29 protein-coding genes are annotated in these 21842 nt (G+C 66.1%); 5 read left to right on the top strand and 24 right to left on the bottom strand.

Translation table 11 applies throughout. From position 1 onward, the window contains the following. The gene (locus VF167_07085; GenBank protein ID HEX6925177.1) at nt 1-300 is read right to left on the bottom strand and encodes a hypothetical protein; all 300 of its coding nucleotides are present in this window, start codon (nt 298-300) and stop codon (nt 1-3) included. A 138-nt stretch (nt 301-438) separates the two neighbouring features. Then, complete coding sequence (locus VF167_07080) at nt 439-948, bottom strand: hypothetical protein (GenBank protein ID HEX6925176.1); 510 nt, start codon at nt 946-948, stop codon at nt 439-441. Between the two features lie 394 nt (nt 949-1342). Between VF167_07080 and VF167_07075 the strand changes: the two genes are divergently transcribed. Together VF167_07075 and VF167_07070 are read left to right on the top strand one after the other, a co-directional pair. Then, nucleotides 1343-2197, top strand: coding sequence for a maleylpyruvate isomerase N-terminal domain-containing protein (locus VF167_07075; GenBank protein ID HEX6925175.1), 855 nt, complete (start codon nt 1343-1345; stop codon nt 2195-2197). A 198-nt stretch (nt 2198-2395) separates the two neighbouring features. Continuing rightward, nucleotides 2396-2842 (top strand): hypothetical protein, encoded by a 447-nt coding sequence (locus VF167_07070; protein ID HEX6925174.1) that lies wholly within the window; start codon nt 2396-2398, stop codon nt 2840-2842. A 38-nt stretch (nt 2843-2880) separates the two neighbouring features. Here the strand turns inward: VF167_07070 and VF167_07065 are convergent, their stop codons facing one another. From VF167_07065 to VF167_07005, 13 genes are all read right to left on the bottom strand, one after another. Continuing rightward, nucleotides 2881-3450, bottom strand: coding sequence for a GNAT family N-acetyltransferase (locus VF167_07065; protein ID HEX6925173.1), 570 nt, complete (start codon nt 3448-3450; stop codon nt 2881-2883). Nucleotides 3451-3454: 4 nt separating this feature from the next. Beyond that, complete coding sequence (locus tag VF167_07060) at nt 3455-3952, bottom strand: cupin domain-containing protein (GenBank protein HEX6925172.1); 498 nt, start codon at nt 3950-3952, stop codon at nt 3455-3457. A gap of 17 nt (nt 3953-3969) precedes the next feature. Beyond that, nucleotides 3970-4410 (bottom strand): DUF1801 domain-containing protein, encoded by a 441-nt coding sequence (locus VF167_07055; GenBank protein HEX6925171.1) that lies wholly within the window; start codon nt 4408-4410, stop codon nt 3970-3972. A gap of 66 nt (nt 4411-4476) precedes the next feature. After that, the gene (locus VF167_07050) at nt 4477-5136 is read right to left on the bottom strand and encodes a dihydrofolate reductase family protein (GenBank protein ID HEX6925170.1); all 660 of its coding nucleotides are present in this window, start codon (nt 5134-5136) and stop codon (nt 4477-4479) included. 311 nt (nt 5137-5447) lie between these two features. Then, entirely contained in the window at nt 5448-6011 is a 564-nt protein-coding gene (locus VF167_07045) for a YdeI/OmpD-associated family protein (protein HEX6925169.1), read from the bottom strand. A 91-nt stretch (nt 6012-6102) separates the two neighbouring features. Beyond that, nucleotides 6103-6909 carry a hypothetical protein gene (locus VF167_07040; GenBank protein HEX6925168.1) on the bottom strand — a complete coding sequence of 269 codons (807 nt, stop codon included), beginning with the start codon at nt 6907-6909 and terminating at the stop codon, nt 6103-6105. Nucleotides 6910-6933: 24 nt separating this feature from the next. Beyond that, nucleotides 6934-7401, bottom strand: a complete 468-nt coding sequence (locus VF167_07035) for a TerB family tellurite resistance protein (GenBank protein HEX6925167.1) — start codon at nt 7399-7401, stop codon at nt 6934-6936. 57 nt (nt 7402-7458) lie between these two features. Next, on the bottom strand, nt 7459-8862 hold the full coding sequence (locus VF167_07030; GenBank protein ID HEX6925166.1) for a D-alanyl-D-alanine carboxypeptidase family protein: 1404 nt from the start codon (nt 8860-8862) through the stop codon (nt 7459-7461). Between the two features lie 187 nt (nt 8863-9049). Then, entirely contained in the window at nt 9050-9859 is an 810-nt protein-coding gene (locus tag VF167_07025; GenBank protein HEX6925165.1) for an alpha/beta fold hydrolase, read from the bottom strand. Further along, nucleotides 9856-10338: a DinB family protein gene (locus tag VF167_07020; GenBank protein HEX6925164.1), complete on the bottom strand. Its 483-nt coding sequence runs from the start codon at nt 10336-10338 to the stop codon at nt 9856-9858. The genes VF167_07025 and VF167_07020 overlap by 4 nt, the downstream gene beginning before the upstream one ends. Nucleotides 10339-10387: 49 nt before the next feature. Further along, nucleotides 10388-10786, bottom strand: a complete 399-nt coding sequence (locus VF167_07015) for a VOC family protein (GenBank protein HEX6925163.1) — start codon at nt 10784-10786, stop codon at nt 10388-10390. A 155-nt stretch (nt 10787-10941) separates the two neighbouring features. After that, nucleotides 10942-11481 carry a GNAT family protein gene (locus VF167_07010; protein ID HEX6925162.1) on the bottom strand — a complete coding sequence of 180 codons (540 nt, stop codon included), beginning with the start codon at nt 11479-11481 and terminating at the stop codon, nt 10942-10944. An 18-nt stretch (nt 11482-11499) separates the two neighbouring features. After that, nucleotides 11500-11946, bottom strand: coding sequence for a VOC family protein (locus VF167_07005; protein HEX6925161.1), 447 nt, complete (start codon nt 11944-11946; stop codon nt 11500-11502). A gap of 180 nt (nt 11947-12126) precedes the next feature. Between VF167_07005 and VF167_07000 the strand changes: the two genes are divergently transcribed. Then, the gene (locus VF167_07000; GenBank protein ID HEX6925160.1) at nt 12127-12465 is read left to right on the top strand and encodes a PadR family transcriptional regulator; all 339 of its coding nucleotides are present in this window, start codon (nt 12127-12129) and stop codon (nt 12463-12465) included. Nucleotides 12466-12630: 165 nt separating this feature from the next. Continuing rightward, nucleotides 12631-12825 carry a hypothetical protein gene (locus tag VF167_06995; GenBank protein ID HEX6925159.1) on the top strand — a complete coding sequence of 65 codons (195 nt, stop codon included), beginning with the start codon at nt 12631-12633 and terminating at the stop codon, nt 12823-12825. A 75-nt stretch (nt 12826-12900) separates the two neighbouring features. Here the strand turns inward: VF167_06995 and VF167_06990 are convergent, their stop codons facing one another. The 4 genes from VF167_06990 to VF167_06975 form a co-directional block, all read right to left on the bottom strand. Then, complete coding sequence (locus VF167_06990; GenBank protein ID HEX6925158.1) at nt 12901-13437, bottom strand: GNAT family N-acetyltransferase; 537 nt, start codon at nt 13435-13437, stop codon at nt 12901-12903. 50 nt (nt 13438-13487) lie between these two features. Next, a complete protein-coding gene (locus tag VF167_06985) occupies nt 13488-14675 on the bottom strand; it encodes an alpha/beta hydrolase-fold protein (protein HEX6925157.1) in 1188 nt (395 codons plus the stop codon). 89 nt (nt 14676-14764) lie between these two features. Beyond that, nucleotides 14765-16411, bottom strand: coding sequence for a right-handed parallel beta-helix repeat-containing protein (locus tag VF167_06980; protein ID HEX6925156.1), 1647 nt, complete (start codon nt 16409-16411; stop codon nt 14765-14767). Between the two features lie 333 nt (nt 16412-16744). After that, complete coding sequence (locus VF167_06975; GenBank protein ID HEX6925155.1) at nt 16745-17053, bottom strand: DUF2277 domain-containing protein; 309 nt, start codon at nt 17051-17053, stop codon at nt 16745-16747. 570 nt (nt 17054-17623) lie between these two features. Between VF167_06975 and VF167_06970 the strand changes: the two genes are divergently transcribed. Continuing rightward, the gene (locus VF167_06970; GenBank protein ID HEX6925154.1) at nt 17624-17878 is read left to right on the top strand and encodes a GlsB/YeaQ/YmgE family stress response membrane protein; all 255 of its coding nucleotides are present in this window, start codon (nt 17624-17626) and stop codon (nt 17876-17878) included. Nucleotides 17879-18330: 452 nt separating this feature from the next. Here VF167_06970 and VF167_06965 read toward each other — a convergent pair whose 3' ends face one another. The 5 genes from VF167_06965 to VF167_06945 form a co-directional block, all read right to left on the bottom strand. Next, a complete protein-coding gene (locus VF167_06965) occupies nt 18331-18687 on the bottom strand; it encodes a DUF2200 domain-containing protein (protein HEX6925153.1) in 357 nt (118 codons plus the stop codon). Between the two features lie 138 nt (nt 18688-18825). Next, nucleotides 18826-19692, bottom strand: coding sequence for a patatin-like phospholipase family protein (locus tag VF167_06960; GenBank protein HEX6925152.1), 867 nt, complete (start codon nt 19690-19692; stop codon nt 18826-18828). Nucleotides 19693-19893: 201 nt separating this feature from the next. Further along, nucleotides 19894-20052, bottom strand: a complete 159-nt coding sequence (locus VF167_06955; protein ID HEX6925151.1) for a hypothetical protein — start codon at nt 20050-20052, stop codon at nt 19894-19896. 334 nt (nt 20053-20386) lie between these two features. Continuing rightward, on the bottom strand, nt 20387-21058 hold the full coding sequence (locus VF167_06950) for a class I SAM-dependent methyltransferase (protein HEX6925150.1): 672 nt from the start codon (nt 21056-21058) through the stop codon (nt 20387-20389). Between the two features lie 129 nt (nt 21059-21187). Then, nucleotides 21188-21835 (bottom strand): dihydrofolate reductase family protein, encoded by a 648-nt coding sequence (locus VF167_06945; protein HEX6925149.1) that lies wholly within the window; start codon nt 21833-21835, stop codon nt 21188-21190. Between the last annotated feature and the right edge of the window lie 7 nt (nt 21836-21842).

The raw sequence follows: 21842 nt of genomic DNA, 5'->3' as shown, positions 1-21842 counted from the left end.
TCAACCTTCGATGGTGTAAATCTCTCGCCTGCCGGAATCGACCAGGTCGTGGTACCCCTCCATGATCGCCTGGAACTCCTTCATCTCCTGCTCGGACTGCCCCATCTCCATGAACGCTTGCAGGCTGGGGACCTCCGTCTCCGCGACCAGCGTCCAGTAGCGTTCCGCACTGACGTCGGTCATCACCCGCATCTTACCCCACCCCTTCTGCTCGCCGAGGCGGGCCATGGCAAGGAACTTCTCCACCAGCGGCCGGACCTTTCCCGGCTTGCAGTACATCACCTCGCGGATGAGCAACATGGCGCCACCTCCTGAAGGCTAGGGAGGACGGGCAAGCCCGGCGATGGCCGGGCGGAGGGTTGCGATCTCAGCGGCAACGTCCCGACACCGGAGTCGATGCGCCCCGGAGCGGCCGTTGGGCAGCAGGAGGGCAATGCATTATTGGTTCGGACTCGACGGCCGGCAAGGCACGAATGGATTCTCCATGAACATGTCCTCTGCGTGGAAATGCTCCCCCGGCGCGAGTGGTGGAACGGTGTAGGCCGGCATTCCCGGTCCGAGGTCCAGGACCAGCTCCGAGCCGGGCTCGATCCCCTCGAAGCGATACTCTCCCTCCCAGCCGGTGCCCCACGTCCGGATCACTGCCCCACCCCCGGCGAACCTCTCCGTGAGCCGAACCGGCCAGAGGCTGAGGGGATCGTTGCAGGGGGTCACGATCACCCGACCGGAAACCGAAGCGGACCGGGCATCGAAGCGGTGCTCGCAGAAGCTCTCGCCTCCCGGTCGAGGCTCGAGCATCTCGCAGTGATGCAGCGGGATGGTCCACTCGGCCACCCCACCTACGTACCCGTAGCCGTTCCCCACGTTGGACGGCATGCTCCCCGGCAGGGTGACCTCGAGATCGGATAGATCGGGATGGAAGGGCCAATCGGAGGTGGCCACCGCCACGCGGATCTCCCGCCGGAAAACGTCGAGAAGTTCGGCGACGACGATCTCGGACCCATCGATGAATGCCCGGTGGGTGCCTGGCGCCGAGCAGCGGCTGGGTCGTGGACGCGTCGATGATGATTCCCTGCACCGTGGCTTCCTGGGCGCTGCCCGGGGAGGGCGTCAGGGCCGGGAGGAGGCAGAGCAGCGGAAGCAGGAACCGGGAAGTCGGGCGGGGTGGGATGGAAGGGGTCGGGGCCGTCATCGAAGGGAGTGGGAGTCGGGAGCCGCCTGGGCGTGCCTGGCGGCAGATCGGGGGCCGATGCGATCGCTAAAAGGTGGATTGTTCCGTGTCAAGGAAGGTCTTTGTTGAAGCTGGTTTGGAGAGGCGGCGGTCTCGCGCTAGCTTTGCGACATGGAACCGATCTTCCCGATTTACACAGCGGACCTCTTTCCCCCGCTCTATCGGGAGCTGGAGGACCTCCTCGGCCGCCTGCTGCCCGCGGACTGGGATCGTCCCACGGTCGCCCGCGCGTGGCGCGTTCGGGATGTGGTCGCCCACCTGCTGGACGGCGACCTCCGCAAGCTTTCCGCGTATCGCGACAGGCACCTGCTCACGCCGGGCGAGCCGCTACGGAGCTACGAGGATCTCGTGGCCTTCCTGAACAGGCTCAACTCGGAGTGGGTCGCGGTCACGCGACGCTTCAGCCCGGGCCTGCTGACGGAGTTGCTCGCCTTCACCGCACCGCGCGTGTGCGAGCTGATGGCCGTGTTGCCGCCGCACGAGCAGTCCCTCTTTGCGGTCGATTGGGCGGGAGAATCCGAATCAGAGAACTGGCTGGACATCGGACGCGAGTACACGGAGCGCTGGCATCATCAGATGCAGATCCGCGACGCGGTCGGCGCGCCGGGGCTGCTGGACTGGCGATGGCTGGGCCCGCTGCTCGATCTCTCCTTGCGGGCTCTCCCCCATGCCTACCGTGAGGTCCCAGCGCCGGCGGGGACGGCTCTGGTGATCCAGGTGACCGGCGAAGGAGTGCGTGCCTGGTCACTCGTTCGCGAGGATGCGGGTTGGCGCCTCTGGCGCGGCCCCGCGCCCCGGCCCTCCGCGAGCGTGACCCTGGAGGGCGACTGCGCGTGGCGGCTCCTGTTCAACGCCCTCCCGCCCGACGAGGCGAGGCAGCGCATGCGGATCGAGGGCGATGCTTCGCTGGCAGAGGCCCTGCTGGCGGCGAGATCCGTGATGGTGTTAGGGGCGGACGGAGGGTGAGGCGGACGGCCCCTGAATTCGATCGTAGAACAGGAAGAGGTCTCGGTATCTGCCCGTAGGGGCGCCCCTACGGGCCGGTCTCGTGCTGGGTGCTGGTGCTCGCCAGGCCCGACTTTGCATCGTAAAGTACTTGACAAATAGATACGTCCTGACGATGCTGGAAGAATAGGGCAGCGACTTCGATCGAGAGCGAGACAGATGAATCGATGGTTGAGGCGGGTTCGAGGTGCGATCGGGATCGGCTTGACGTGGGCGGCCGCCTGGTTCGGAGCCGGCATGATCCTCCTGTTCATCGTCGGATTCGGCGCGGCCGACGTCCCCTTCCCGCTCTTCTTCGGGCTGCTCGGCTTCCTGGCCGGAGTGACCTTCTCGCTGATCCTGGGGATCGTCGAGCGGCGTCGCAGCTTCGATCAGATGTCCCTGCCCCGATTCGCGGCTTGGGGAGCCGCAGGGGGGCTGGCGCTGGCGCTGCCGCTGGGTCTCTCGGTCGGGGGCGGTGCCCTGCCCATCCTCGTCCCGATCTTCGCGCTCGCCGGGGCGACCTGCGCCGCCGGCACGCTTGCATTGGCTCGATCGGCGCAGGACGGAGCGCGGCTCGGGCGCGGCGAGGAGATGGGGGGCGGGAAGCTCGGTAGGGGCGGTTGAGCGCGCCTGGAAGCCGCGACTCGCTCACGGCCTGCGTCTCAGCGGAGATCTCGCCGCATCAGCACGCGCGGAAAGCCGTCGAGCACGGAGGTGGTATCGGCGACCTTCTTGAATCCGGCTTTTTCGAAGAGGGCGCGGGTTCCGACGTAGGCCATGGTGAGGTCGACCTTCTCGCCCCGGTTGTCGACCGGATAGCCCTCGATCGCCGGCGCCCCCTGGGAGCGGGCGAATTCAACGGCGCCCTCGAGCAGGGCATGCGAGATCCCCCTCCGTCGAAACCCCGGTCGTACGCGGATGCACCAGACCGACCACACCTCCTGGTCGTCCACGTGGGGAATCTTGCGATTGCGGGCGAAGGTGGTCTCCGCGCGCGGGGCCACGGCAGCCCAGCCCACCACCTCGTCGCCCTCGTATGCCAGTACGCCGATCGGACCCCGCTGCATCAGGGCGGCCACCTTCTCGCCCCGCGCCGGTCCCATGAGCGCGCGGTTCTCCTTCGAGGGGAGCCGATAGCTCAGACACCAGCAGACGTTCGCATCGGGCCGCTTGGGGCCCAGTATGAGGCGAACGTCGTCGAAGTCGGTGGCGGGTCGTACTTCGATCGCCATCGACTCAGAAGCTCGCCTGGATACCGACCGCCTGGTTCTCCTGCGGGGTTGCGTTCCAGTACCCGTATTTCGCAGACACTTCCGCGAAGTGTTCCAGATCCTCCATGGTCGGAGGGCCTGACGCTTCGTCTGCCGACCTGCCCACCTCCGCGAAGAACCGACCCATCTTCTTGGTGGTGACCATCAGGGTCTCCACCGGTTTATCCGAGCTGTTGCGCCAGGCGTGAGGGGCGTTGCCGGGGATGTGGACGAAATCACCCGTCTTGATCGTCACCCATTCATGGCCGTCCCGTACCTTTCTGAGCGCTTCGACCGTCCCGGACACGACGAGGAAGTCCTCGGTATCGTCGTGGCTGTGGAGCGGCACCACTGCGCCCGGCGGAATCGTTCCCTTCATTACGCAGAAGTCGCTGCGCTCGTCATCGGGTGACGTCAGGTACTCCACCGTCGGCCCGAAGAGCTCGACGACGACGCCGGTGGTCGGGTTCTTCTGTACGCTCATCTGCTCGCTCCTCCTGATTATCGCACCGGTGCTGCCGAATGATCGCCCGCGTGTCCTGGAGGTGCGCCAGGCACCAGCCTTTCCAGACGACCCTTGCGGCGGACGATGTTCTTGTAGTCCCACTGGACCGCGCGGCCTTCGGCCAGCCACCGCTCCAGCTTCCCCGGGTCGATCTGATCGGGCGCGGTGTAGCGGATCTCGGCGGCCTTGAAGGTCCCTTCGGGCGCCAGGCCCTCCTCCTGGAACGACTGGCCGCTCCAGAAGAGCAGTCGGACGCAATCCTTGAGCTTGCTGTAGCCGACGATCGGGTTACCGTCCAGGAACCAGACCGGATGCCCGTGCCAGACCCGGTTCTCCGCCTCGGGAAGGTGGCGGTCGATGTGTTCCGCCAGCCGCTCGCAGATGGCCCGCTCCACCGGGCCCTGGGTACCGTTGTAGCGCTGTGTATCCGGGTGCATTGCCACCTCCGTGTCGTTGCCCACGATGGCCGCCGAATCCCTTCATCCCGCACACTACCTCGTCCCCTAGGCAGCAGGCGAGGTCTCCCCATCGAAAACCACCGTTTCCTCACCGACCTCCACCTCGCCGTACCGCAGGTCTCCCACCCGCTCATAGACGTGAAGGACGGCGCCCGTCGTGGTCGCCTGCGTCTCCACGAGCTGGAAGCTGCGGGGGATGGCTCCCTGGCCGAAGAGGCGCTTCCCTGCCCCGATCACTACCGGGAAGAACCAGAGCCGGAAGGTGTCCACGAGGTCGTGACGGATCAGCGTCTGGAGAAGATCTCCGCTGCCATGAACCTGGAGCTCATCCCCTTCTTCGACCTTGATCTTCGCCACGGCCTCGGCGACGTCGCCCTGGAGGAGCCTGGAATTGTTCCACTCGAGCCGCTCGAGCGTGCGGGAGGCGACGAACTTCGGCCGCGAGTTGAGGGCCGCACCGGCAACGTCCTCGGGATTGGTGGACTTCGGCCAGGAATTCGCGAAGATCTCGTAGGTCTTGCGGCCCAGGACGAAGCCGCCTGCGCGGCTCGTCCACTCGTTCATGATCTCCACCAGCTTGTCGTCGAAGTAGGGGACCAGCCAGCCGCCGTGGGGGAAGCCCCCCTCGCGGTCCTCGGTGGGACCGCCGGGGGCCTGCATGACGCCATCCATCGTCAGGAACGTGCCCACCACCAGCTTTCCCATGCTGCCTCCCCTTGCTTCTCAGGTGGTTGCCGAGCTCTCCCGAAGGCGAAATGCTGGCGCTGAAGGCGCGCCGAGCGTGGGACGAAGAGTGCTCATCCGTTCAGATACTCGGACCCCAGCGAAATCCGATCTCCAGCACCCTGATACCCGGCCTCGAGGGCAATGCGTCCACGATCGCCGCAAGGCGCGGAGAGAGGTTTCCGAATCACGGCGAACCCGGGTTGGCTGGTTGTCATCCTGTTCAGTGTACGGCCGAGCGAGTCGATTTCTGACGGGGACGTCGGAGACGGGCACGAAGCCCTTCTCCACCTCTACATGAAGCGAACGCGCTTCCCGGACGCGGAATGTTGGATGAGGGTCTCGAGACGTCGGATCCGGGTGGCTTCCTGCTTGGCGCCGATCACCCAGCCGATCACCAACCTGCGGTATCCGGGGGGCTGGGCTTCGAAGTGGCTCCAGGCCTCCGGGTTCGCCCTGAAGCGCGCCTCGTGCTCGGGCGTGAGCTCCGGCGGATTCCGACCGCGCAGCCCGCCACTCGGCTTCTCGGGATCGCGCGCCTCGAAAGCCCGCAGACCAGCGGGTTGCATTCGCCCGCCGCGGATGAGCTCTTCGGCGCGTCGAGTGTTGATCGCGCTCCAGCGGCCCCCCTGGCGGCGCGGGGTGAAGCGGATCACGTAGCTCTCCTCGTCCAGGGAGCGCCGAACCCCATCGATCCACCCGAAACAGAGGGCCTCGTCGATCGATTCCGGCCAGGTGATGCTGGGTCGCCCCGAGCCCTTCTTATAGAAGCCGACCCACAGCTCTCTCGCGGAGTCGTGGTGCTGGGCCAGCCACCGTCGAAAATCATCCGGGGTCGGAAAGAAGGTCGGTTGCATGGGAGAGCCCTCCGGGAGACCACCCGGGGCGGGTGTGCGAATCGACCCGGGGTGGTGTTCGCTCGTGTGGCTTTGAGCGCAGGGTCGCCGATCAATCGAAGAGTATGGAGACCCAGTGAGGCTGCGACAGGACCGTGCGCCTACGGTCTCCGCGCCGCAGGTCCAGCTCCTCACCGTGGTACTGGAGCAGATCCAGCTCGTGTGAGGCGAATCGATGCTCGTCGAGCGGGTTGAACATGACCACCTCCAGCGCATCGAGCTCCACGGCGGGTCGCACGAAAAAGAGGTTGTACGCCTCGCCGTTGGGTTCGTACAGGAACCGCTCGATCCCCACGACGCCGGTCGGTACATCGGCGTGGAGCGACTGAAGCGAGACCGGGTAGTGCCCCTGACGGGCGCGGTACGCTTCGATCTCCGCGATGAGGGGCTCGCTGTGCCGGATGGCCCGGTCACGACTCCAAGCCGCCGTGCGGGGGACCACCAGACCGGAGAAGGCGACCAGCAGCAGGGGCGCGATCACCAGCAATGATGGAAACGAGCGGGCGGCCGCACGAGGTGCGGGGGATACAGGGTCCCTGCGCCGGCGGCTGGACCACAGAGGCAGCAGCACGGCCACGGCGAACCCGATCCCCAGTGTAGCCTGATTCGCGGCAACGGCAGCGGCCGCGGTCAGCAACGCGAGCAGCCCGACCGCGGCCCGCGTCAGCGAGTACCACAGCCGATCGCGCCGCCTGTCGATCCACCACAGTACGCCGAGCGGCGTCAGAATCAGGCTCATCCAGGCCAGGAGCCGGGCAAGCAGAGAGATCGTGGCCGCCGAGAGGTCGAAACGGCCGGGAGCGTGGGGAAGGAGCATCGCCCCGAGGAGGGCGGCGACCAGCAGGATCGGACCGATCATGCGAGAACGGTCGTGGAGCGCCCGTCAGGTCGGTTCGCCCGCGGCTGCGGCCTTTGCGGCGGACAGATACGCCGGAGGGAGGTTCAGCAGGTTGGAGATCTTGCGGGCGAGGTACTGCTCGTGGTCCGCGATCTTTCCATCGGCGAGAACCACGCCCCACATGATCTCGGCCAGCACCATCTTCTGCCCCAGGTCGTAGCTCTGCTGTAGTTGGGAGGTGAAGCGGAAGTAGTCCACCGCGCTTTGCCGTTCCCGCTCTGCCAGATCGAGCAACCTGCGCCCGACCTCCGGAGGAAGCCCGAAGTGCCGCTCCAGGACGTCTTCCAGGTGAGATCGCTCAGAGGGGGAGAACTCGCCGTCGGCGTACGCAACGTCCAGCAGCAACACGCAGGCGGCGAGGTGCAGCGGGTCGGCGGCAGGAGGCGCTTCCGCCTCCCCCGTTCCGGCATTGGAGGTCGACCCGAATAGTGACCGGATGGCGTTCAGCAGCATCGCAGGAACCTGAGAGTCAGGCGAGAGAGGGGTTCGGTCAATCCGCAAGGACGCACGTCAACCGCCCCAGAACTTCCACCAGGGCCGGCGCTCGACCGAATCGGCGGCCAGCGCGGGGACACGCATCACCTCCGCCTCCCCCTGGCGGACGATGATGTCACCGACCGTGTCCCCCTTTGCCACGGGCGCCTCCACGGCCCGCGGCTCGAGCGTCCAATCCACCGTCGCCTGGCCACGCGGCACGAGCGCCGCCGCGTCCCGCGCCGCCAGGGCCGCTACCGTGGGAGTCGCCCCGCGCTGCACCGGCACTTCGCCCGCCTCATCCCCCGCACGGATCGGAGTGACCGTCGACCAGGAGCGGAACACCTCGTCCATCAGTCGACCGGCCAGGGCGAACGAGCTCTGCGGGCCGCGCGAGGTCTTCGCGCCAGTGACGACCGCGATCACGTCCATGTCTCCACGCCGTGCGGCCGCCGTCACCGAGAACCCGGCCGACACCGTGTAGCCCGTCTTGATCCCGTAGGCACCCTCGTACCGGCGCAACAGGAAGTTTGGGTTGGTCATCCCGGCGGTGAAGGTGGCGTTCTCGAAAGGGAAGGTGGGCGTGGCCGCGTACTCACGCATCAGCGGGTAGCGCAGCAGCTCGTTCCCGACCACGGCGAGGTCGCGGGCCGTCATCATGTTCTCCTGACCCGGGTTCGGGAGGCCGTGCGGATCGTAGAAGGTGCTTCCCTCCAGGCCGAGCTCCCGAGCGCGGCGATTCATCAGGTCGGCGAAGGCTTCGTTGCTCCCCGCGACCTTCTCCGCCAGCGCCGTCGCCGCGTCATTCGCGGACTGAATCATCGTGGCCGCGAGCAGGGTTCTCACGGAGAAGATCTGGTTGTGGGCCGCGTAGATCTGGGATCCGCCCATGCCGGCCGCGCGCGCCGAGATGGTCACCGAATCGTCCAGCGAGAGCCTTCCGGCCTCGATCTCCTCCATGACGATCAGGCTGGTCATCATCTTCGCCATGGACGCCGTGGGCACCGGAGTATGGGCGTTGTACTCGTAGAGCACGCGCCCGGTACCACGGTCGACCACGTACGCCGCCGTGTAGTCGACTCCCGGGCGACCGGCCCGCAGGAACCCTTCCGTGGGAGGCACCGGAGAGCCGGCCCCCGCAGCCGGGAAGGTAGCGGCTGCCTCGGCGACGGCGCCGGCCCGCGCGAGCTCCTGTGCCGCGGCCGAGTCTCCCGCGACGACCGAGTTTTCCGCGGCGACCGGGGCGGAGGAGCTGACGGCCTCGTGGGCCGAGTCGACCGCCGCCGGCTGGTCCGGAGCCTCGTCGGTGGCCGTGACCTGCGCCAGCCGGCTGCGCGTCTGGAAGAGCAAGCCGAGCGTCGCCAGGAGGCCGATCGCCAGCAGCACTGTCAGAATCTTCAGCCCACGGTTGGACCGCTCGCGATGAGAGAATGGGGACACGTCTTGGCGGGTTGGGGGTTACCGATGATCTCTGAACCAAAAGACGAGCGAGGCTGCGACCTCCGCAAGGGCGGAGCCGGCTCACAGCCCTCGAAGCGTTCTCGTGGCCGAGTCGACGCGCGATACCATCACCCTTCCGTTCCGGGGTGGACCTTCCGCGCCGCCGCAGGTGGGTGGATCGTCGGGCTCAGTGACTGTCGTCCTCGAGGTTGCTTGTGCTTTCCGCACGAAGCGTCGCTCGGCCGACCGCGTGCAGCAGATCGAGCACCTCCCGGTTCATGACCGCGCGTTGCTCAGCGGCCGCAATTCGTGGTCGCCTGTCCATCGGCTGGAAGCCGTACCAGCCAAACTGCGAATGGTTACCACCTTCCAACCATACCCAGCGGGTGTGGGCGGGAAGCAGATGGGCGTTCCGATCGACCTCGTCCGGAGTCGCCAGCCCGTCGCGCGTGCCGACGATCTTCGTCACCGGTACTGCGAGGCCGCTGAGGTCCATATCCCTCGGGTGCGAGGTGCCGATCAGGACCACTCCGGCGAGTCGCGGCGCGTTCGCCGCGTAGGTGGAGGCCACCACAGCGCCGCGCGAATGGCCCCCGACCACGACCGGGCGATCTTCGTGGATCGAGGACAGGGCTCGCGCGATACGCTGGTGCAGCTCCGGTGAGTCTGCGCCCCCGAAGGCGCCGCGGCGCGGAAGCTCGATCACGAGCACTTCGTGGCCGCCCTGCGCCGCGGAGCGGGCGAGCGGGGCGTACGCTCGGGGATCGACCAGGCCTCCCGGAAAGAACACGAGTACGGCGGACTCCCGGACGGTTCTCGGCTGGAAGCGCCATATGCCCTCGGCGCGCTCGACCGAAACGGTGGAGTCCGGCCGCGCCGCCGCTCTGCCTTCGGCGTTCGCCCGGTAGGCCACGAGGCTCCAGAGCACGAACCCGGCAGCGGCGGTGAGGCCAGCGGCGATCCAGACGCGACGGACGATGGGCCAGAGTCGGCTCACGACTCTGCCCAGGCGCCGAGTGCGCGCCGCACCAGCACCAGTTGGCCCACGTGATACGCGGTGTGATCCAATACCAGAAGGATCTCGCGCAGGTAGGTCTGGTCGGTGCCGTGAGGGGTCACCGCCAGGAGGTCGACTGCGGCATCGCGCGCGAGTCGCTGCAGAGCTTCGCAATCTTCCTTCGCGGCTGCGATGCTCTGATCCCAGGCGTCGGCGTGGGGTGGCTCGGGGGAGGGCGGCCAGTAATCGGCGGGCCATTCCGCCTCGTGGTACTCCTCGGCGATGGCAAAGTCCAGGATGTCCCGCTGGGTGAGCCGGATGTGCTCGACGAGCTCCCAGCAGGAGTGCGGCAAGCCCGGCGGTCGGGTGCCGCGGAGGTGGACGGGGATGTCGCGCACCGCCCGCTCGAACGAGACGTGTGCGTCGGACCACGCCAGCGATCGAGCAAGGATGTCCCGCGCCGCAGCGTCAGCGATCATGAGGAGCCTCCTGAGAGTTGCCGACGACCCCGGATGGCCTGCTAGGCGTTCAGCCGGGGCTCGATTCGTCCATCCGTCGCCCCTGAAAGAGCTCGACCGGATTTCCCGACGGATCCTCGACGATGATCTGTGATCCGCCAGGTCCGGAGACGGCGTCATCCATGCGGAAGGTGACTCCCGCCGCACGCAGCCGCACGATCTCGGCTGCGAGGTCGTCCACCTCGAGGTGCACCCGATTCCAGCCGCCCGGAACCTGCTGGCGTCCGTCCGGCAACGGATGTTTTCCCGAGCTTCCGTCCCCGCTCAGCAGGAGGCGAACGCCATCCCGCACGACGGAGGCGAAGGCCGGCGCGAAGTCACGCTCCACGGTGAAGCCGAAGAGGGACGTGTAGAAGTCCCTGGCCGCGGCCACGTCATCGATGATGTAGCGAATTCCCACCGTCGACATCTTTTCATCCTCCTTCTAGAGACCAAAGGTCCGGCTCCAACATCCCGCTACTCGCCGGGCCACCCTCCCGTAGCGCGGCGGCCGGCACCCGGTGTGATCCTTCGCTGCGCCCAGGAAGACAAGCCTACGCTGTCTGATGCTCGCCCCAGGGGCCATCAGGGAAGACCCGCGCTCTCCAGATCGAGGTCTGTGATGCCGTACATGCGCTGGTCGACCACGATCCCATCCTTGATGGCGCTGCGCCGTAGCGTGCCCTCGTGCGAGTAGCCGGCCTTCTCGAGCACGCGGTGCGATCGGACGTTGTAGGCGAAGGATACCGCATACAGCCGGGTGAGTTGGAAGGTCGGCATCGCATAACGAGTGACCGCCCGCACCGCGGACGCCATGATGCCGCGACCCCAGAACGTCTGGCCCAACCAGTAGCCGATCTCGGCTGAGCAGCGCTCGACATCCGCGCGCAATTTCACGCCGATCCCTCCGCCGGGATATCCGTCGATCACGATCGCGAAATCGGTGACCGGCTGCTGTCGCGCTGCCTGGCGGACCCAGCGGTCCGCATCCGCCGCCGTATAAGGGTGCGGGAACTGATCCCTGAGGTTGCGCCAGATCTCGCGATCGTTGGCGTGCCGCACGAGGTGCGGCTGGTCGCCCTCCTGCCACGGGCGGAGCTCGAAATCCCCGCAATCGATCCGCATCGGCACAAGGGGGTGGTCCTAAGTCCCCTGCCCGAGCTCCTGGGCGAGCCCGAGGAGAATCCCTTCCGGTCCCCGGACGTAGCAGAGCCGATACGAGTCTCCGTACCGGACTACTTGATCCACGACCCCCGCACCGTGCTTGCGGAGTCGCGCGAGCGTGTCGTCGAGATCGTCCACCGCGAACATCACCCGCAGGTAGCCGAGCGCGTTCACCGGGGCTCTGCGGTTGTCCGCGACCACGGTCGGTGCGAGGAACCGGGACAGCTCGAGGCGGCTGTGGCCGTCCGGCGTGCGCATCATCGCCACCTCCACCCGCATGCCGCGAAGTCCGGTCACGCCTTCCGCCCACTCCCCTTCGATGGGACCGCGACCCTCGAGCTCGAGACCGAGCTCGGTGAAGAAATCGATGGTGGAGTCCAGGTCCTCGACCACGATGCCGACGTTGTCCATCCGCTTGATCGCCATGGTCTCCCTCGGTGCTCGCCCCCTCCAGGTACGCCGACGCTCCGGCAGGCAAGGTCGTGGGACGCGCAGGGTGAGGCAAGGGACTCGTCGCGACCCCTCCGTGAGAGCTAAGAACCTTGCCCGCCGCATGCGCGGCGCACATCTTCCTTTCAGACTCTTAATGGAGACTCTGGAGGAAGCATGTCGGACACCTTGTCGCTGGTCAAAGGCACGCTTGACGTCCTGGTGCTGAAAGCGCTCTCGTGGGGGCCGATGCATGGCTTCGAGATCACCCGCTGGCTGGAAGGGCGCTCCGCCGGGGCGCTGGAGGTCCGCGACTCGGCTCTGTATCAGGCCCTCTACCGCCTGGAGGAGCGCGGGCTGGTGAAGGCGGACTGGGGGATTACGGAGAACAATCGGCGGGCGCGTTACTACGAGATCACGACCGCAGGCAGGCATTACCTGGCCACAGAGACGGCGCGATTTCTCCGCTACGCGGAAACCGTCTCGGGGATCCTGACCGTCCCGCAGGGGGCCTAGGAGGACCCATGATCCGCCCGGGGATCCGCCGACTGCTGCACCTGCCCGGCCGCGGCCGGGCGCGGAGGAGCGCGAGGTGGAGGAGGAGATCCGTCTCCACCTGGAGCTGCGCGTCGAGCAGCTCACCGCGGAGGGGATAGGGCCAGGGGAGGCCCGTGCCGAGCGTTGCGTCGTTTTGGCGAGCTGGACGAAGCTCGTCGGACGCTGCAGCGCGCGGCGCACCGCCGGGAGGAGCGGGTGCGCCTGCGCACCTGGATGGACGTGCTGCGGCAGGACGTCCGCTACGGCGCGCGGCAGCTCGCGCGGAACCCGACCTCTTCCAAAGATCGGGAATTACGAGTTGCTAATTGCGAATTTTGAATTCTAATCTTGAATTGTGAGGCGCGATCGTCTTTGCCTTTGGGTAATTCGTAATTCGTAATTCGCAATCAGCAATTATTCCCGCCGGAGCGCTCGCGTCATGACGAGGTCTCGTTGGGGATCAGCGCCCATGAGGAAGGTCTGGTCCCCGACTGTCTTGAAACCCCACCGCTCGTAGAAAGAGATCGCACGGGTGTTGTGCTCCCACACGCCGAGCCAGACCGTACCGCATCCAATCGTTCGAGCCATGTCGAGGCTCGCCCGCATGAGCGCGGCCCCCACTCCGTGGCCCTGCGCGCTCCGATCCACGTAGATCCGCTGGAGCTCGATGAGGTCCGGGTCGGTCACGCACGGTGGCGCCTCTCCGCTTCGGAGCTTGGCGTAGCCGACCGGCCGATCGCTGTCCTCCAGGAAGGCGAGTAAGAAGAGACTATCGTCGTCATCCAACTCTTCCCGAATCCGATCGATGGTGAACGCCGAGCGGACGTACGCCTCCAGGTGTTCGACCGTGTTGTCCGCGGCGAAGGTGTCGCGGAAGGTCTGCTCCGCGAGCACAGTCAGCGGCTCGGCATCATCGAGGGTGGCCGTGCGGATCTGGAGTTGTTCCAACATGAGCGAGGAGGAGATGGTGGTTGATTGCTCAGCGTCCTCGAGCCCTCGACTCAGGGCCGGAAGAGCCGCGGAACGAAGTCGTGCAGCGCCCGCCGCCAGGTCTGCCACTCGTGGGCTGTTCCCTGCGACTCGAAGAACACGACGTTCTCGAATCCGGCCTGCTTCAGGGCCTGCGTGATCGCGGTGGCGGCCCGGTGGAAGCGGGGCTCCTCGGTCCCGGCACTGAAGTAGAGGAGCCGCACCTCCCGGTTGATCCGCTCCGGGTCGGAGAGGGCGCCGCCATAGGCAGTCTCCGGATCGAAATCCTGTCCCAGCGCGCCGCTGAAGGACCCGATCCAGGCGAAGCGGTCCAGGTTTGCGAGGGTGATCTGCAGCGTCTGCCCTCCCCCCATCGACAACCCCGCCATCGCCCGGTGCTCCCGCTCCGGGAGCGTGCGATAGGTCGAGTCGACCATGGGGATGAGGTCGTCGACCACGAGCTGCGCGAACGCGTTGGGCGTGCCTCCTCCGCCTCCGCCGGGTGCGGCCCCCGCATCGGCCGCCGAGGAGTCCGGGGTGGCATAGCCCGTCTCCATCACCACGATCATGGGCTGAGCCCTGCCCTCGGCGATGAGGTTGTCCATGATGAGGTTCATCCGTCCCTGCTTTACCCAGCCACGCGCGTCCTCCCCTGCCCCGTGCTGCAGGTACAGAACCGGGTAGCGCCGTTCGGGGTCGGCGTCATAACCCGGCGGTGTGTACACGTACGCCTGCCGCCAACCACCGGTGGTGCTGGATCGATACCACCGCTCGCGGACCTCTCCGTGCGGCACGTCACGGGCGGCGTAGAAGTCGCCCGCCGGATCGGGTACATCGATGCCGCTGGACTGCCGGCCCCAGCCGAAGAACGTCTCGCTCCCGGCATCGTTCACCACCACGCTGTCGACCAGGAACCAGTAGTAGTGAAACCCCGGCACCGCGGGCCCGACAGTAACGGTCCAGACTCCGTCGTTGCCTCGCTGCATTGGCGTGGGTGCGCCGAGCCCGTTGTCGCTCCCGCCCGGGTTCAGGACGACGCTGCGCGCGTGCGGCGCCGCGATCCGGAATGTGACCCGGCCGTCAGGGTGAACCCGCGGGAAGTCTGCGCCACGCACGTTCGTGCTCGCGGGACGCGAGCCGTTCGCTTCCTGAGCGTGCAGCGGAACGGAGGCGACGATGGCCAGAGCAAGGATGACCGGAGCGGTGCTTCGTATCGTCACAGATCGGTTGTTCGACAACAGGACTCGGGCTACCCGCATCGAGGCCTCACTCGAATGAGGTGACAGTAGTCAACTAGCCGTACGTGAGCTCACTCCCTGATGATCTGAACGTCCTTGAACATGAACGCATTGTTGCTGACCCGCAGAGGCTTGCCGCTGGCCGTGGTCACGTTCCTGAGGATGACCTGCTTGGTTCGGATGTAGGGAAACTGCTCCCGGTACGACTCGTCCGTCATCTGCGGGTTGAAGTTCGCGAAGATCGCCGGGCCCTCGTACTCCTCCGGGTGATTCGAATCGTCGATGCGCAGGCCATCGATGATGATGCGCTCCGGCATGTAGGCGGTGTAGCCGAAATCGTGCTGTCCGGTATTGCGGCCGCCGATCAGGCTGGCACTCACGGGCCTGCCGCCGGAGGGCACGAACACGCTGTTCCGGATCACGATCTCTCCCTGCCACGTGCTGCCGTAATCGCTGCGCAGGTTGATGAAGTTGTTTCCGTAGACGGTGGTGTTCTCGACGGTGAAGACCCCGGTGCCGATGGCGTTGATGCCCATGTGCCCCAGGGTCGAGTTGCGGATGGTGGCGTTGGCGACCCCCATATGGGCATCGAAGCGCGACCAGGTGCAGTTGTCGTACAGGAGGTTCTTGCTGTAGTTGGAGGCCATGATCCCCCAGTACGTCCGGTCGTTGATGTCGTTGGTCTGGCGGTTGTTGATGAACGAGACGTTGAGGGCGCGGTTCACGAGCACGTCATATGAGCCCATGGAGACCGGTTCTCCCGCCGAGCCAATGGTGCGGTAAGTCTTGTGGCCGGTCAGCACGGTGTTCCGGACGGTGACATTGGCGGCATCGCCGATGTTGATGAATCCGCTGTACGGCGCGCCGTGATCTCCCTCGCCGGTGATGCGGTGCTCCAGCCCATCCACCGCCACGTTGGAGCGTCTGATCGCAATGTTCCGGTTGTAGTAGGTGTACTTCGACTCGGCCTGATTGGCGATGGTGGTGAAGCGGCCGCCGGTGATGTGCAGTGTCGTCTCGTCCATGGGCAGGGCCGTGATCTCCGTGATCCGATCGAAATCCCAGATGATCGGAGTGTTTGGATCCACGTTGCCCTGCGCGTCGACCACGAAGATGTCGGTTTGTGGGGCGCCGTTGTTCTGGTTGGGCCCATAGCGGATGTAGCGCCTGACCGTCGTATCGGTGACGGTGATCAGGGCAGGTCCAGGCAATGAGACGTCGATCTTCTTCTGATTTCTGCGGAGAGAGGAGATCCCGCTGAGCTCCAGCGGTTCGTGACTGGAGGCTACCTCGACGACGGAGGAGGTCCGATCCTGGACGTTCCGATCGTCGATGATGAACTCAGCCGTGCCGAAATCGGTGTCCGTCCGGATGACCGCCGTACGCTCCCCCACGATGTAGTAGGTGGCACCTTCGTCCGCGCGAACGGGGAGATCGTACTCGTTGGCGAACGCGTGCGCCACGGCGATGGCGTCGATGTCGTCCGTCTTGCCATCTCCGCGAGCTCCGAAGTCGCTGTACCTGACGAATCCTCGCTGGCGGAGCTCCAGGGCATCGCTCTCGGACACTGCTACGTGCAGGACTCCCTGGTCGTCCGTTCGAATCTCCGTGCTGGCACCCCCAACCTCGATCAGAACGTCGTCGGATGCGGTCTCGACCTGCGCCTCCGCCGGGGTCACGCCGAGAAGGAGACAGATGAAGAGGATCAGATATCTCATCGTGGGATTCTTCCGATTCCGATCATGCCGCTCGAGCGGCTGAAGAGAGGGTTCTGCTGGCCGAGGACGGCGAGCAGCAGGGTGGCCGTCTACCAGAGACGAAGGATCCGGTCTCCCCTCCGGCGAGGTCGTTTCCGGCCGCACGATAGGGGGCGGAGCGGGGGCGCGGCGCGTGCCGCACCGCCGAGTGGCTATGATGCCCGTGTGCAGCGTCCGCTGCAAGGCAGCGCGACGTGGGTCGGCGCAGGTGAGCGGAGGTGCGGTTGCTTGATCAGCGCGAAGGCGGGCGGAAAGTGACAAGCGTCCCCGGCCGTCCCTGACTGGATGGCCCCGCTAGCTCCTTGGCACGTGGGGGATCGGGCTGTGGAGGGGTTCACGGCCGAAACGCTTTCGCGACTGCGCCTTCAACTTCTCCCGTTCCACCTCACGATCGCGCGGCGGGGCCTTGATCTTCAGCGAACGAATGAGCCGCTCGGTGGCGGCGGCCACCTCGTCGACCGCTCGGTTGAAGGCTTCCTCGTTGACCTTGGAGGGACGCGTAGACCCGCTGACCTTGCGCACGTACTGAAGCGCCGCGGCACGGATCTCCTCTTCCGTGGCAGGCGGATCGAAATTGGCCAGAACCCTGATGTTACGACACATGGCAACTGCCTATCTGCGGATTCGAATAGGAGGTCGTAGGAGCACACGCGTGCAAAGCGGCGACCTCGGGTTGAACCAGACTCCAATCCACGGAAAACCCGCCGGCGCCCGCCTCCAGGATTACAGTCGGCTGCCCGGCCCTGCTTCGCCCGTGCAGTTGAGGTGGAGACGCCACCCGCCCAGGTCGACGAGCTGACCCGGCGGAGGGATGGTGGCTCGCTCGGGGTATCCTGGGCCGCGCCAAAGTTCGGAGCCAGCCTGAGCGCAGCCGCAACGACCAGCGGGAGGCATTGGTTCGGGCAAGGCATGACGCACCGCCGTTGGCTGGATTGTGGATCGGAACTTCGGGATGAGGCGACCCGTAAGGGCGGGTCGTGTGGACCACAAGGGGCGGCCCTACAGGAAGATCTCCAGATGCTCCGCGGGACGACAGGGCACGCGCAGCAAAGCATTCCTCATCACGCACGGCCCGAGCCACGGGCTCTCGTCCAAGCGATCGGAGGGGCGTCATCGAACACCGGGCACGCGGGTTGCGCCTTGCCCGAGAAACCCTTGAAGAGGAGGTGTGCCGTGGACCTGGTTACGTGGCTGATCGTCGGCCTGATCGCGGGAGTGCTCGCGGCACTCGTGGTGGGAGGCGTGGGGCTCATCGGAGACATCATCGTTGGCATCGTGGGGGCGTTCGTCGGCGGTTGGATCTTCCGTTCGCTCGGCGTCAGCACGCCTTTCGGCGGCCTCGCTGGAACGATCTTCACCGCCTTCGTCGGTGCGGTCGTCCTCCTCTTCATCCTCCATCTGGTGATGCGGGGGCGCGCGCGAGTATAGACCGGGCGCCGTGCGACTCCGCTGGCCGTCACCGTCACCCTCTGAAGCATGGTTGCAACGCCGTCGTAGCGCGGCTTCAAGCCCGCGGTAAATCGTTGAGCCGCGGGTAGCAGGCCTCAACGGCTTCCCGCGGCTTCGAAGCGAACTGCCGCCCACCTCGCCGGCGCCATGTGTGCAGACCGCCATGCTACGCGATCGTTCGTAGCTAGCGACCATGGTTCGGGCATGCAGCACCGACCGCCAGGCCGCTGGCGGCACCGAATCGCTATGCCGGCGCCAATGTTGCCGAGCCCGACCCCGGAACGAGCCCCACCGCGATACCCATTCCGATCGAGGATCCCATTCCTCCCCCCGTCGCAGGTGGTTAGCCGACGCGGTCACACTCCTGCATCGGGTAGTGCTTCGCTTGGTCTCGCCAGCGAGCTACGCCCGTATCGCAAATCACGCACGGATTACCGACGCAGGATCTTCTCCATCGTCTTACCCTTTGCCAGCTCATCGACCAGCTTGTCCAGGTAGCGCACCTTCCGCATGAGCGGGTCTTCGATCTCTTCGACGCGCACGCCACACACCACGCCCTTGATGAGCGACGCGTTGGGATTGAAGTGGGGTGCGTTGGCAAAGAAGGTCTCGAAGTCGCTTCCCAGGTCTATCTGCTGCTGCAACTCCTTCGTGCTGTAGCCGGTGAGCCAGCAGATGACCTGGTCGAGCTCTTCTTTCGTGCGGTTCTTCCGCTCCACCTTCTGCAGGTAGTGCGGATACACGCCCGCAAACTTCATCCGGTAGACGCGCTCGAGAGTCGTCGCCATGGTCTCCCCACGGTGGAGTGTCGAGTGGAAATTTGCCCAGACGCTTTAGAGCGTTCGTTATCGCCGGGGGGCATCCCAGAACAGGTTGAGGTACCTGTCAGAGAGTCGGGCATAGGTGGCGACCAACTACCAGAGGAGCTACCACCAGCTCGTGCCGCGCCGCGCAACCTCGCGGAGCCCCTGCGCCCGCCCCGCTCGCGTTGCCGACTCGAAGACCGCCGGATTCATTGGACTCCCGGCGGAGGTGATCGCCTCCATTGCCTCCTCGTCCGGCTGAATCACCACTACCTCCGCGCCCGACGCCCGCAGCTCCGCGACTCCCGCTTCCAGCGATACGAGCCGCATCGCCCAGGGCGGGGCGCGCAGAGCCAGCACGAGTACCCGCGCACATCCGGCGGCCAGGTCAGCGTTGTCGCTCGAGTAGAATCCGCCGTCGATGTAGGGTTGGCCGTCGAACCAGACCGGCGCGGCGCCGAAGAATGCCGTCGTGGCCATCAACGCATCGACCAGCTCGATGCCGCTTTCCCGGTCGAACGCCCGTCGCACTCCGGTCTCGGCGTTCAGCGCGATCAGCCGCACGCTCCGCTCCGGCCACTCCTGTAGAAGCAGCTGCGACGCCACCAGCGCCCTTCGGTCCGGCCCGCCGTGGGCGAGGGCGAGCTGCCCGATGCGCCGCAGGATCTCCGACCGGTCGCCGCCCAGCTCCTTCGCTCGCGCCACCTCGCGTTGCAGGTGAGCCCAGTCCAGCGGGGCGGACGGACGTCCCACGTGTGCCGCCGCGCCCACCTGCCGCGCGAACACCTCTTCCAGTGGAGCCCCGCGCGCGAGCTGCAGCGCCACCCGGGCTCCCGCCGAGGTGCCGATCAGCACGTCGGCACTCCGCACGTCGAGACCCCCCTCGGCCATTCCGACGACGAGCCCGGTGATCCACGAGCTCGCCGTGAAGCCGCCGCCGCCCAGAACGAGGGCGGTCTGGCTACTCGTCGGCACAGATCCTTCAGCCATCTCCATGCTCCGGCATGCTCTGCGGGCGGGCGCGGCGAGTCAAGGATGTGGAATGTACTCGATCCTGCAACTCCGGGGCGAGGGTGCCGCACACGACCAGAGTCAGGCGATGAATGCAGCGAAGCTGGGTGGGGGATAGAGGCTGAGCTCGAGAGAATGCCGGACGACCGGGGGCTCGGCGGCCCGTAGCAAGCAACGAGGTCAGAAGTACTCCTGAGCGATGCGGCGGCCAAGGTAGAGGCCCAGGCCCGTTCCAACGATGCTGAGGAAAATGGCGGCGGTAATGGAGAGCCGTGCGCCGATTGCCCAGCCGAGCCAGCCGCCCAGAGTCAGACCGAGGAAACCGAGGAGCTTGCTCAAGGTTGCTCCTTGTTGTTTCAGTTCGGCGTTCCGCGCCGATCCAGTTGATCCGAATTACGAATTCCGAGGGCGAGGCGGCGGCTCGGACAGTCCGGTGACTCCGCCATGCCAGGCGGCGGCCGAACCGTCCCGCTCCGCCGACTTCGATGTGCTGCGGGACGATGCGGCCGTACACACCGAGAGTATCGACCCCCGAGAAGTCGGGCGACACCCGGACCAGGAGTATCTCGGGGCCAAACAGGGAACCGGTCCCCATGCGATCCTGACGCCGCAGTCGGAGTTCGCCGCATCGGCCTGTCAGCCGGCACGGGTCGACCTGTGCCGGCGTCATGATTCAAGGATTGACCGGGATAAACGGTATGAAATCGCTGAAGCTGGGTTCGAACGGCTCGGGAAGGCGGCGCGCCGTCAGCCGCCCCTCGATGGCGACCGGTTGCCACCCGAGGTTCAGGTCGAAATAGTGAAGAGCCGCCGCGACGGATGGCCACTCCACGTCGTCCAGGATGATCAGCCCGCCCGGACGAACGAGCTTTCGCAGGAAGTACAGGTCCACGAAGACCTCGTGGAATCGATGGCTGCCATCGACGAAGGCCGCATCGGCCGTGAACCCCTCGCCCAGGACACGCGGGAGCACGCTGGAGGAGGGCTCTTCGAAGAAAGTGGTCTGCGCCATAAGGCCCGCCGCCTCCAGGGCCTCCAGGCCCACGTTATCGAAGGCCGAGGCCTGAAACGGATCGATGACGATGTGGGACGGGTTGGGTGGGCCCGTCGAACAGAGTGCCTCTCCGATCGCCAGAGCCGAGCTCCCATAGGCGAGGCCGATCTCGATGACGGTGCGAGCACCCTCGGCGATGAGCACTTCCCGCAGAGCGTCGCAGTCCCCCACCGGCATGGCGACGTTCTCGAAATCCCCATCGAATGGCCGGGTGCGTTTCGGACCGATGGCGTGCAGCTCCGCCCGGACCGCGCGAACACGGCGCAGTCGATCGCTGGCGTCAGAAGTCACCTTGAATGCCTGGTGTCTCCGAAGAGGTGAGGCGCACCAAAACGGAAATTTTGAATTCGGCTATGAATTCTCCCGAATCCCCCTCCCTGTCTCCTTGTCCCCTTGTCTCCTTGTCTTGTACAGTCCCGCTCACTGACGTTTCGTCAGCACGATATGCGTCGCTGCCTCCGTCGGCACGTGCGTCGTGCACTCATAGCCCAGCTCCAGGAGGTCGAGGCCATAGAACAGGTGCTCTCCCGAGCCCAGCAATCGCGGGGCGATCGCAATGTGCAACTCGTCGATGAGCCTCGCCTCCAGGTACTGGCGGATCGTCGAAACGCCCCCTCCGATCTGAATATCCTTCTCCTTCGCGGCCTCCCTGGCCCGGTCCATCGCCTCGTGGATTCCGCCCGTCACGAAATGGAAGACGGTACCGCCCTCCATCTCGGCTGGCGCGCGCTCATGGTGCGTCAGCACAAACACGGGGACGTGGTACGGAGGGTTCTTCCCCCACCACCCGCGCCAGGTTTCATCGGGCCACGAGCCACGGATTGGCCCGAACATGTTGCGCCCCATGATATAGGCACCCACACCCTTCCCGAATCTCGACGCGAATTCGTCGTCAACGCCCTTGGTGCCGTCGCTCTTCCCTCCCATTTGCCGGAAGGTGCGCGTCGGGAAAAACCATTCGTGCAGCTCTTCTCCGCCGACGCCGAGGGGTTCCTCCCGCGTCTGGCGCGGGCCGGCTCCGTACCCGTCCAGGGAGATGCTGAAGTTGTGCACGCGTACACGAGTCATTGTTTGC

Source organism: Longimicrobiaceae bacterium, assembly GCA_036375715.1.
GTDB lineage: Bacteria > Gemmatimonadota > Gemmatimonadetes > Longimicrobiales > Longimicrobiaceae > DASVBS01.
This window is presented reverse-complemented; position numbering and strand designations above follow the sequence as displayed.